The organism is Flavobacterium sp. DG2-3, from assembly GCF_030730925.1.
Taxonomy (GTDB): Bacteria; Bacteroidota; Bacteroidia; order Flavobacteriales; family Flavobacteriaceae; genus Flavobacterium.
The window spans coordinates 45874-58510 of sequence record NZ_JAVAMB010000017.1 but is presented as its reverse complement, the minus strand read 5'-3'; the positions used below and the strand labels follow the sequence as shown (position 1 = coordinate 58510).

7 protein-coding genes are annotated in these 12637 nt (G+C 34.0%); all 7 read right to left on the bottom strand.

Annotation, left to right across the window (positions count from 1 at the left end; translation table 11 throughout):
* Positions 1–146 precede the first annotated feature (146 nt).
* Positions 147–731 carry an NUMOD4 domain-containing protein gene (locus Q9Q97_RS18945; RefSeq protein ID WP_306159970.1) on the bottom strand — a complete coding sequence of 195 codons (585 nt, stop codon included), beginning with the start codon at positions 729–731 and terminating at the stop codon, positions 147–149.
* A 225-nt stretch (positions 732–956) separates the two neighbouring features.
* The gene (locus Q9Q97_RS18940; RefSeq protein WP_306159968.1) at positions 957–1721 is read right to left on the bottom strand and encodes a LytTR family DNA-binding domain-containing protein; all 765 of its coding nucleotides are present in this window, start codon (positions 1719–1721) and stop codon (positions 957–959) included.
* Positions 1722–1868: 147 nt separating this feature from the next.
* The gene (locus tag Q9Q97_RS18935) at positions 1869–3188 is read right to left on the bottom strand and encodes a RagB/SusD family nutrient uptake outer membrane protein (RefSeq protein ID WP_306159966.1); all 1320 of its coding nucleotides are present in this window, start codon (positions 3186–3188) and stop codon (positions 1869–1871) included.
* Between the two features lie 11 nt (positions 3189–3199).
* Positions 3200–6538 (bottom strand): SusC/RagA family TonB-linked outer membrane protein, encoded by a 3339-nt coding sequence (locus Q9Q97_RS18930; RefSeq protein WP_306159964.1) that lies wholly within the window; start codon positions 6536–6538, stop codon positions 3200–3202.
* A gap of 16 nt (positions 6539–6554) precedes the next feature.
* A complete protein-coding gene (locus tag Q9Q97_RS18925) occupies positions 6555–9152 on the bottom strand; it encodes a zinc-dependent metalloprotease (protein ID WP_306159962.1) in 2598 nt (865 codons plus the stop codon).
* A gap of 86 nt (positions 9153–9238) precedes the next feature.
* On the bottom strand, positions 9239–10813 hold the full coding sequence (locus tag Q9Q97_RS18920) for a histidine kinase (RefSeq protein ID WP_306159960.1): 1575 nt from the start codon (positions 10811–10813) through the stop codon (positions 9239–9241).
* Between the two features lie 16 nt (positions 10814–10829).
* The gene (locus tag Q9Q97_RS18915; protein WP_306159957.1) at positions 10830–12584 is read right to left on the bottom strand and encodes an ABC transporter ATP-binding protein; all 1755 of its coding nucleotides are present in this window, start codon (positions 12582–12584) and stop codon (positions 10830–10832) included.
* Positions 12585–12637: the final 53 nt, after the last annotated feature.

Below are 12637 nucleotides of genomic sequence, written 5' to 3'. Positions count from 1 at the left end.
AGATTATTAGGATTAAAAGGATTTTTTTAAATCTGTGTTAATCTGTGTAATCTGTGGCTATTATATTTTCTATGCGAATGGTTTCTCCCGAAGTCTCGAGATGCTCAGCCTGACAACTTGAAACAAATAAACTTGAAACAAAATTTTTAAATCTTAACGTGTCCCCAGTTTTCTCCGCTGGCAATTCTTCTGATTTGCATTTCGCTTACTCCAAATTGTTTTGCAATCATTTTAAGACGTGTTTTTTGTTCTGGTCTTGCAAGGATTTTTTTGATTAACATCACTTTTGTGGTGGTCAATTTTCGTCCGTCTGCTTTCAGATTGTGTTCAATTAAGTTCTTTTTGGCTTGGATAACGCGCGGACTTTTGCGGCTGTGCGCCATCATTTCTTGTTTGGTTGCCCAGCGTAAATTGCGTACGTCATCGTTAGCCCTATTATAATCTAAGTGCAGAACGTATGTCTGGTCTTCAGATTCTTTGGGAATGAAATATTGAGCAACTAATTTGTATAAGAAGAGATATTTATTAACGATTTTATCGTCTTTTTTGACTTTAAAACGGAAAGTTGGGTATCCGTCGCTTAGTCCGCCTTTTAGGATGCGGCCGTTTTCAATTTCGTCTGTAAAACTTATTAATCGACCTCTGTTCGAAATGGCGTATCTTAATTGTAATGAGGCGTTTATTTCTATTTCTTTGAACTTTTCATCAGGATAAAATCTATTTTGTGGCATTTTCTTTTACATTTGATTTCTACATTCTCAAAGATAAATAATAAACCAAAAATTCCTGCTATCTTCCTGATTGTGAAAGGTCAATTTTATGATTTCTATAACGCTAATTTAACGTTTTAAAGTGTTTTTAGCAGTTTTTAGTCGGATTTTAAATCACAATTTGTGAATTCTGCAGTTTTTTAATTTAGGAAACGAAGATTAATTTATAGCTAAATAATGATTAAATTATTGATCTAGCCAGTTTTTGAAATTGTTGATTTCCTTTTTACTGATGAAAATTGCGTCAGATTCTGCTGGCGGAACAGTCAAAATCAATTCGATCTTTTGGTTAGAATGTTTTACAACTTCTTTAATGCTGTTTCTGGTAACAATATACTTTCGGTTTACTTTAAAGAAATTAAAAGGATCTAAGCTATTTATAATATCAGTTAAGGTATTATTGTACAAATAGCTGTTTCCTGATATTATATGAATGAAAAGATGTTTTCCTGTTGCCGAAAAATAAGTGATTTCACTTTCGTTAATAGAAATCATTTTATAGCCGTGATTTACTAAGAAATGACGCTGAATTTTACTGCTTTCGGGATTTTCTATTGCAACTAAAGATTGAAGTGTGGAATTGTTGTTAAAACTATCTTTTATTTTTTTGAATTTTTGAAGCGCTTCCAAAAGTTCGTCTTCTTCAAATGGTTTTAAAAGATAGTCAATTGTAAAATGTTTGAAAACCGAAATAGCATAAGAATCATAAGCGGTGATGAAAATTACTGGACAGGTAATAGTGGTTTTTTCGAAAATTTCGAGACTTTTTCCATCGCCTAAATGAATGTCCATAAAAGCGAGATCGACTTTGTTTTCGCTAAAAAAAACAACCGCTTCTTTTACCGATTTTAAAACGCTGATTGCTGCAATCGATAAAACGTCCTGCTGCTCTAAAATCGATTTTAGATAGCTAGAAGCAAGGTGTTCGTCTTCTATAATGGCAATTTTCATTTTACGGAAATTTTGAACCGGTTATGCTGCAAAGATAATTTCAGTAATTCTTATTCGCAATAAACTGTGCATTTTCTTGTATGGATTTTATAAAAAAAAAGGTTCAGCTGTAAAAACTGAACCTTTAAAAAAAAAACAATAGGTGTATTATAGATTGGGATTGTTCAATCTCGCGTCTGCTGGATAAATAATAGTATAACGCGGATCATTTTGTATCAAAGTATAATTTTCTCCTTTTAAGGTATGAACAATCTGTTTTTGAGTTGTTCTTCTTAAATCAAACCAACGCTGACCTTCAACGACAAATTCGCGCTGTCTTTCTGCTAGAATAAAGTTGGTTAAATCTGCTGCATTCATCGCGTTTACTTCGCTTTCAAGCTGTGCGTATCCTGTTGCAGAATATCTGTTTTTTGCAAAACTTAAAACCGTTGTTTTAGCATCTGCAATATTGTTCAATTTTACAGACGTTTCAGCTTTTGTTAAATATAACTCAGAAGTTCTGATAGTACATTTGTTCTCGTCGAATCTTCCTTTTTTAATTATGTAATTGCTTCCGCTAGTTGAAAAATAAAGAGGAAAACGCAAATCTGTTGTTTTGCTATAAGTATTAATTAAATCTGCTGATGCGAAAGAAGATTCCATAATATCGGTAGTATAGCCAGGTTCTATAGCTAAAATAGATTCTGCAGCATCAAACTTTGTTGGAATAACAGAAGTCGAATTTAGATTAACCAAGTTGCTGTTTATGGCAAGTGCTTTATTGACAGCATCTAGAGATTTTTGCCATTGCTGCTGGTAAAGATAAATTCGGCTTTGAAAGCTATACAAAGCAACTTTAGAAAAACGATAGTTTATGCCTTTAGTTTGAGAATTTACATTTAGTAACTTTTCAGCTTCATTAGTATCTGAAATAATCTGGTTGTAAATAACTTCAACACTTTGCGGAACAAAAGCTTGCTCTAAGTCGATTTCTAAAGCTAGCGGAACTCCTTTGTCTGAAGCTGCTGTTGCCGCATTGTATGGCTTTCCATAAAGATTTACCAAGTCAAAATAAGCTAAGGCTCTTAGTGCATAAGCTTCTCCAATTAATTGGTCTTTCTCAGGAGAATCTTTTACTTTTTTTGAAGCTTCATTGATTACTACATTCGCATAAAAAATAGTAGTGTATAGACCTTGGTACGGAAATGTTTTGGTGAATTGGTCTGGGTTTCCGTCTTTCCAGATATGAATATCTCTGTAACCTACAGTACGATCGCTTTCTTCATTTAAAGTCAATTCGTCTGTACGCATAGATGTCAATGCTTTGTGCTCTGGATATGTTGAATAACCAGTTGTTAAAACCGCACGAAATTGTTCTAAAGTTTCTGGAATCACTTTTCCGACAGGAGTGATATCCAGATATTCGTCGCAACTGCTTACCGCAATTGAAGCAATAAAAAGGAATATATATTTTGAGAATTTTTTCATCTTTAATTGTATTAGAAAGTTACATTACATCCTATAGTAAATGATCTAGGAACTGGCTGTGCATAAATGTTTCCGTATGTCTCAGGATCAAAATATCCTTTGAAATCTGAACCTACTACAAATAGGTTTCTTGCTTCAACATTTAATCTGATGCTTTGAATGTTAATTTGATCTGTGAAAGCTTTAGGGAATGTATAACCTAAACGCATACTGCTCAATCTCATATAGCTCATTTCGCTCACCCATGTATCTAAATAGTTGTATGTTGGAATGTTATTTCCTCCAGCAAACCATAAGTACGCTAAATAAGAATCTCCTGTTCCAGAATCTTTACTTGTAATTCCAGGTAAATTAGAAGATGTATTTGTTGGCGACCAAGCATTTAAAATATCTGTAGTATAGTTTTGTCCTCTATCTACTTGTGTTCCGTTGTAAGGAGGTGTTTTAACTACAGTTTGTTTTAAATTGAAAGCTGCTGCAACTGTAAAATCAAAATTGCTAACTTTAAATGTGTTGGTAATACCTCCAGTAAATTTTGGGTCTTTGTCGCCTAAATAAACAAATAAATCTCTAAATTCTGCAGCCGTTAAACTTGATTGTGCAAATTCTCCAGGGAAAAAGTCTGCATAAGGATCAAATAAACCAAAGAAAGTCTGTGCGTTTACAGTTTCTCCTTTTTTGTTTACAAATAATGGGTAACCATTTTCATCAATTCCGTTTGTTTTAAATCCGAAAACAGCATTTACAGCGTGACCTTGTTGGTTTGGCGTATAAGTGTTGTCACGAATTTCTAAACGGTCAACGTTACTTTTGTTATGAGCAAAGTTGATGTTTGTGGTCCATTTAAAATTAGGATTGTTAATGTTTTTTGTCGCAATAGCGATTTCATACCCTTTGTTGCTTACTTGCGCCCAGTTCATGTTTGTAAACTCAAAACCATTTTCTAATGGTAAAGATCTCATACCAATTAAGTCTGTACTTTTTCTTCCGTAAACATCTGTAACAATGCTGATGCGGTTATTGAATAATCCTAAATCTAAACCAAAGTTGGTATTTTGTGTTTTTTCCCAACGCAATTTATCGTTTGGTGGGCTTATAACAACGATTGTTGGCTCTGTTGTTCCAGGCAAAATAGTTGTTATTTTGTTATTCCCAACTACGAAAGGAGAAGTTCCTTTATCAATATTTCCTTGTAAACCGTAAGAAGAACGAAGTCTTAAATTAGAAATCACTCTGCTGTCTTGAAGGAATTTCTCTTGAGAAACTAACCAAGATCCAGATACAGACCAAAGCGGTAAGTATTTGTATTTAGGATCTACACCAAATAAGTCAGAACCATCATATCTAACACTTCCGAAGAAACTATATTTTCTGTCGTAAGTATAAGAACCAGTTGCGTAGAAAGAAGCAAAAGCATTTTCGTTCTGGTTTTTTGTATATGTTCTGTATTCAGGATTGTTTGCAAAATCTGAATTTGGGAAAATAATCTGTTGTGTTGTCAATGTGTTTTCGTCAAAACCAAAACCTTTTGTAGCAATACTTGTAGCGTAAGTTCTTCTCAACTCATTACCTACCATTGCTTCAATTTCATGTTTTTCACCCAAAGTCTTGCTATAATTAACCATTGTTTTTAGGTTATATTGAAAGAAGTCGGTGTTTGAATTTTGAATAATACCGCCAGTAGGAAGGAAATAATTGTATTTTCCGTCTTTGTAATAACGTGTTTGTTCTTTTGTTCTTCTTGTAAAGTAAGTTTCTTTCCCAGCAAATTTTTCGCTTGAGCTGTTGTCTAACTGTAAACCTAATTGGCTGGTTACTTTTAAGTCTTTTGTAATTTTATATTCAGCGTCTAATATAGCCTTAATTGCTCTAGTTTTTAAATCGTAAGAAGTGTTGTTTCTTTCTTCGATGAAGTTGAAAGGAACATAAATATCAGAATAACCAGCGATGTCTGGATCATATTTGTAGCTTCCGTCAGCATTGTAAGGAGTCAAATAAGGATTTACGTTTCTTGAATAATTAGCAGGATTGGTAAAACCGCTTGTATCTGTGATATAAGAAGTAGTTTTGTTTTCAGAACCAAAAATTCCAACACCAACTTTAAATTTATCAGTTATTTCAAAATTGTTTTTTAAAGTTAAGTTGTAACGTTTTAAGCCCGTTCCAATAGTAGTTCCTTTTTCATCATAGTATCCTAAAGAGAAATAGTAATCTGATCTTTCGCCACCTCCAGATAAGCTTAAACCATGCTGCGTATTAATTGCAGTTTGGTATAATAAGTTACCCCAGTTGGTATTAATTCCTCTTAAACTATTAATTGATTGCTGTGTTTGCGGACTCAAAGAAGAGAATCCACCGGTTCTGTATGCGTCTAATTCATTCGCTCCATTCAGGATACGAGCAACATCACCACCGGTGTCTCTGTAAGTCAAATCAGCACGGCTAGCCAAACCAAGTTCAAAATCAACTTTTTGATTTGAATTCATCAAATTTAATTTTGACATTTCTGGTCTTAACGTAATAAATGTGTTCGTGTTGAAACTAATAGACATTTTACCGCTTTTTCCTTTTTTGGTTGTAACCACAATTACACCATTTGCTGCACGAGCACCATAAATAGCTGTTGCCGCCGCATCTTTTAAGATGGTAATGTCTTTAATATCATCTGGATTTAAACCAGCGATAGAGTAGTTGTTTAGAACATCGATATTGTCTTTATCGTAGTTTTTAGGAACATCATTATTCTCTAATGGAAGTCCGTCTAAAACCCATAAAGGATCTTGAGAGCCGTTTAAAGAAGCTGTACCTCTAATTCTGATTTTTGCAGCTGCTCCAGGCGCTCCTGATGGTGTAGTAACTGCAACTCCAGCAACTTGTCCAACTAACAATTGGTCGATACTAGAAACCCCAGCTTGCTGAATAGAAGCCATATCTACTTTTGTAATCGCAGCTGTCAGTTTTCTCTTTTCAATTTTTTGGTATCCAGTTACCACAATTTCCTGAAGTTTTGCAACCTCAGATTTTAAGTTGATTGTATATTCTTTTTGAGCAGACAATTCAAGGGTATAAGGCTGATATCCCATGAAAGTGATTCTCAAAGCAGAAACTTTTTTTCCTATTTTTAATTGAAACTTTCCATCAAAATCTGTTGTAGTTCCGATGCTTTCACTCTGAATAATTCCTGATTGTGATGTTTTGCTTCCGATAGAATTGTTTTCAACAAAAATCGAAGCTCCAGGAATAGGCTGGTGATCATTTTCATCTAGAATAATTCCCGAGATGGTTCGGGTTTCCTGCGAATATCCTGCGATGGCCAGGAACAGCAGTAAGGCTTGTAAAATTTTCTTCATGTTTTTGGGTTGTGTATTAAAAGGTTGTGTTATTTAGAGCTTTTTCGATTCGTTGGATCAAATCGCGGTAATGGTTTTGGGTAGATTGGTTTCCTGTGTTCTTTTTAGTTTTTAATAATTGAAGCACTTTATTTAATTCTCCTTTTTTATCTGAAGTCACTTCTGTAACTCTTTTTAAAGAAGATTGATTAATGTTTTTTGCCATGTGGGCATTATCTAAATACGTGCACAAATGAGGCATATTTAAAGTCTGCTGAATATCTAATAGTTTCTTAGCATCTGTTTTTTCAAATAATTTATTGGTCGAAACAATTAAAACATCTACGTAATTCTTTTGTGTCATACGCTCCAGAATCGATAATGATTTATTGGCAATTGTTGCAGCAAAAACGCTTTGGTGCATTTTTTTAAGCAAATCATTTACGGTAAAAACGGGATCTTTGGATTTATTTCGCTGATACAATTCATTTTCAGTCATTCTCAGCAAACGATCATCGCTCAATAAATCATACAGAATACTATATTGTAATTCTCTCGAAAGTGTATACGGAGTATATTCGTAAGGTCCAAGAGGAGAATCTTTCAGCGGATTTGTTTTGTCTAAAATGTCATTGAAAAATAGCCATTGCGGAATCGTAAGTACATTTTTAGCTAAATAATCGGCAGCCCTTTTCTGCATCTCAGCAGAAACTGGAATATAGCTTTGTTTGTTATCTCCGTGAACCGTTTCATTCAAATAAACCCCACCAATATTATTCATTACGTGACGATTGTACAATTGCCATTGACCGATCGTGCCGATGTACAATTTTCCTGTTTCATAATAAGACTGATCTTTATCGTAAGTCCAGTTTAAGATATTCTCGACAACACGTTTAAGGTTTTTTAAACCGTATTCGCTTGCTTTTACGGCATCATTTCCTAAATCTTCTGATTGCGAACGCGGATCAACGATATTTTCCTGCTGCTGGCCATAGAAATAAATGGGGTCATTTTGATGTTTTGTAATTAAGGCGTTTAGTTTTGCTGTCTCGTTTTCGTTAGGCGAATACCATCTGTAACCCCATTCAATAGCATATTTATCATATTCTCCAATTTTTGGAGTAATAACCGTTACATTGTCTTCTGGCTGAGCCACATAATTGTAGCGTGCGTAATCCATAATAGACGGAGCAGTTCCGCCCATTTTTGCTGTAAATTCTTTAGAACGCAATGATTCAACATCATAAGCAAAAGAAGAACCCATATTATGTTTCAAACCAAAAGTATGACCAACTTCGTGAGAAGAAACAAAACGAATTGCCTCTCCCATATGTTCGTCACTAAATTTATTTCCGCGAGCTTTCGGATCGATTGGGCCAGTCTGAATACGCATCCAACTTTGAAGCGAAGTCATAACATTATGCCACCAGATAATATCAGATTCGATAATTTCACCGCTTCTTGGGTCAACCACAGAAGGTCCCATAGCGTTTGATTTTGGAGATGCAGCATACGTAATTACAGAATAGCGTACGTCGTCAATATCAAAATCCAAATCTTGTTCAGTAGGTTCTTTTGCGATAATGGCATTTTTAAATCCTGCCTTTTCAAAAGCTGCCTGCCAATCGTGTACGCCATCAATAATATACTTTCTCCATTGTTTTGGAGTAGACGGGTCGATGTAATAAACGATTGGTTTTTTCGGCTCTACTAATTCACCTTTTAAATAACGCTCTTCGTCTTCCTTTTTAGGTTCTAAACGCCAGCGTGTTATTAATTCTTTTTCAAGCATTGCCTGCTGAGAGTCGGCAAAATACCAGTGTTTTTCTGTAAAGAAACCAATTCTATTATCAGAAAAACGAGGTTTCATAGGAGTTTTATCCAATAAAATAATATTGCTTGTAACACCAAGAGTTACAGATAATGCAGGACCGCCTTCGCTAACAGAAGTAGTCAGCTGCGATTTTACCACAATGTTTTTTGGAAAAGATTTTAAACCTTCAATATAAGAAAGCTCAGATTTTACCGAACCGCCAAAACCAATGTTGCTCAAAACATCATTGAAGCTTTTTTGTTTTCCGTCAAAAATCTTATTTACTTTAATTACAACAGCTGTCGAATCATTATTTTTTGTTTCAATATCAAAAACTTCAATAATCGATTCGGCAAAATTATTTTGAACCGATTGTGTAATGGCATCTTCTTTTGGAGAAGAAACTTTTGGCACATACGATTTTACCCAAACTTTCTTTGCAATGGTATCTTTATAAAAACTGATAATCTTGTTTTCATAATTCATTCCTTTATTTAAACCAGCTTCGTTTACTTGAAAAGGAACTTGAGATAATTTGTTTACAACTAAAAACTCTCTTTGGAATAAACTGTCTTGAATTTCAAAATAAACATCGGTTTTAACCTGAATAATATTGAAAAGTCCTTTTTTGACAACGCCCTTTTTTACAAGGTCACCATATTTTTTACCTTTTTTAGAATCGGTAGAATCTTTTTTAATTTCAGTTGTATCTTCTTTTTTGTTCTTCTTTTCCTTTTGAGATTGAACAGTAAGCGGTGATAATAATAATAAAAGTATGCAAATTGTTACCAAATTATGCAGGAATGACTTTTCCTTCATCAGATGTTAAGTTTAGGTTAATTTTCGATCCGAAACTATTTTATTTTAGTTAAGGAAAAAAACAAAAAGGAGTGAGTGGCTTTTTTTTAGGAGTGAATGTTTATTAATGGAAGAATACAAACAAAATAGCCATCTTTTTCTGATGTCTTAAAATCGTTTTTTGAATAATAGTTGTAAATACTCTTTAGGTAGTTTAACCCAAATTTAGTACTCGGTTCTGCAGCCAATTTCTTCTGGAGATTGTTGCTAATGATTACCTGGTTTTCTTGAATCAGGATTTTTGTAGTTAAGGGACTTTCCTGAGTGGCAGTATTATGCTTAATAGCATTTTCTACCGCAATCTGAAAAGATAGATAGGGGATGTGTTTGTTTAAAGCAGTTTCGTTTTCGATTTCTATAGAAAAGAATAATTCGTCTTTAAAACGAGTCTGCTGTAAAAAGATGTATTTTTCGATAAATAAAAGTTCGTCCTTCAGAGGAACAACGTTCTTTTCTGGCGGATCAATTAAATAACGATAAATGCGAGATAAGTTTAATGTAAATTTCTGCGCCACTTTAATATCACTTCCTATAAGCATATAAAGGGAGTTGAGCGAATTAAATAAAAAGTGCGGATTAATCTGCTCTTTTAATTGCTGTAACTGGATTAGCGCTTTTTCTTTGATGATTTTTTCGTTTTCGACCAAGAGCTTATTTTTCTCTTTTATCGCAATACCTTTTTCTCGGTAGGCACGCCTGTTGGCATAAGAGAAAAGATAAAAAATCAATAACAACATTATAGTCGTAATCGAATAGGTTAAAGTCGAATATCTTTTAATAATCGCTACATTTTCGTCTACAAAGATTTTCGGAAAATTAACGGAGATAAACCAATTAGAATTTTTAACATCCAGTTTTTGGGTAAAACGTATTACATCGAGTTTCAAAAACTCAGACATTGTAACTCTTTTTACAAAATCATCTTTTTCTCTAAAAATAGTGTCACAAGGATTAAATGACGAAATCTTAAAAATGTTTTTTCCAATAAAAGCGGCTTCTGGATGATAAAGGCATGTTCCTTTTTTATCAAAAACAAAAGCATAGTTGGAAGCCGTTTTGTCTGTTTTAGAAAAATAAGTATGCAGCAATCTTAAATTAATGTCATAACCATATTTGACAACAGTATTATCATCTGAAATCAGTTTGAAGTAAATACGCCAAACCAATTCTTTTCCCTGACGAACAACAATACTTACATGCTGCGCCTTTTTATTTTGCTGCAGAAGAAAAGCTTTTATATCATTTTTGGTTTCATCTGAGATAGTTTTGTTCCCGTACTGAATAGGGTTTTCATTAATCTGAAACCAAGTATTCTCGACCAATCTGCTGTTGTCTTGCAGCTGAGACATAAGCTGCAGATTATTATCAAGATTATTGGAGTTGCTTATTTTTAGAACATGCGCTATCTTTTTTTCCTGCTCCAGAAATTTTGAAAATTCCTGAGACATGAATTCCTGTTTTTTAACTAAAGTACGCAACGATGCATCTTCATTCGCTTTTTCTGTAAGATCAGTAATAAGATTACTTAAAATATAAACAGATAAAACGGTAATCAGAATCGAAACAATGACGTATATTAAGAACGCGCGTCGAGAAGTAATATTTTTTATTCTAAATTTCAAAAAGTATCATCATGACTTAATTTGCCACGGCAAATTGCGAGTCATATAAATTTTTATAGTACCCATCAGTTTTTTGCAATAATTCCTGATGCGTTCCTTGTTCAACAATTAATCCCTTATCCATCACCACAATTTTATCTGCATTTACAATTGTTGCTAATCTGTGCGCAATAATAATCGAAGTTCTTCCTTTTGTAATCGTTTCTGTTGCGCGCTGAATCATTTCTTCAGAATACGTATCGATAGAAGAAGTCGCTTCGTCCAAAATTAAAATACTCGGATTACTTACATACGAACGTAAAAAAGCAATCAACTGTCTTTGTCCAGACGAAAGCATAACACCGCGCTCTTTTACATCAAAATCATAATTATCGGGCAGATTCATAATAAAATCATGAACGCCAATTTTCTTCGCAGCATCAATTACTCTATCTCTCGTAATTTCTGGATTATGCAAAGTGATATTATTATAAATCGTATCGGCAAACAAAAATACATCTTGCAGAACGACAGCAATCTGTTTTCTTAACGAAGCCAAAGTATAATTTTCGATATTTTCTCCGTCAATGCAAATCGTACCGCTGTTAATTTCGTAAAAACGATTCAGTAAATTAATAATCGTAGATTTTCCTGCACCTGTCGAACCAACAATGGCAATAGTCTGTCCAGCCGAAACCGATAAGTCAATTCCTTTTATAACTTCTTCTTCTGGTATATAACTGAAGCGAACGTCTTTGAAATCAATTTTTCCGTTAAAAACTGGAGCTTCAATTGTTCCTGTATCCTGAATGTGATCTTGAGTGTCGATAATATCAAAAACACGATTGGCCGCAATCATTCCCAATTGCATCTCATTAAATTTATCCGCAATTTGTCTTAATGGATTAAACAGCATTCCGATAAACATCGTATATGAAAACAAATCTCCAAAAGTCGTAAAATGATCACCGTTTAATATTCGGAATCCGCCATAAACCACAACCAAACCTAAAGTAATAGACGAAATAATATCGGCAATCGGGAAGAAGATCGAGTTGTATAAAATGGTTTTAATCCAAGCGACTCTGTGTTTGTTATTGATTTCTTTAAAGTTTTCGGCTTCTATTTTTTCGCGGTTAAAAAGCTGTACGATTTTCATTCCCGTAACACGTTCCTGCACAAACGAGTTCATATTAGCAATCTGTGTTCGTACTTCTTCAAAAGCAACCTGCATTTTACGCTGAAAAATTCTAGTAATGTAAACCAAAATAGGCATTGCAACGATAACAATCCAGGTCAGTTTCCAGTTCATGTAAAACATAAAAATCAAGACTACAACCATTTTCATCAAATCGCTTATAATCATAAACAAACCTTGGCTGAAAATTCGCGCAATCGACTCAATATCCGAAACAGCACGCGTAACAAGTTGTCCAACTGGAACCAAATCAAAATATTTCATTCTGAAACTCAAAATGTGCTTGAAAAGTTTCGTTCTAATATCTTTTACAATATCCTGCCCGAGCCAGTTTGCCCAATAAACAAAATAGAATTGCGAAAAAACCTCCATCAGCAAAACCACGCCCATCAAAATGATGTACATCAACAACCCCATTTTATCATGAGTTTTGATGTAACCATCGACCGTTTCTTTTAATAAATAAGGACGAAGTGCAGCGAAGATAGACAGCGAAATGGCAAATAGGATAACGCCATAATAACGCCATTTATAAGGACGCGTATATTTTAATATTCGTTTGAATAATCCAGTATCGAATGCTTTTGCTTTCATTTATTTTTAGGAGCTGTTTCCTGCTTTCCGTTACAAGTTTTTTTCAAAAATAT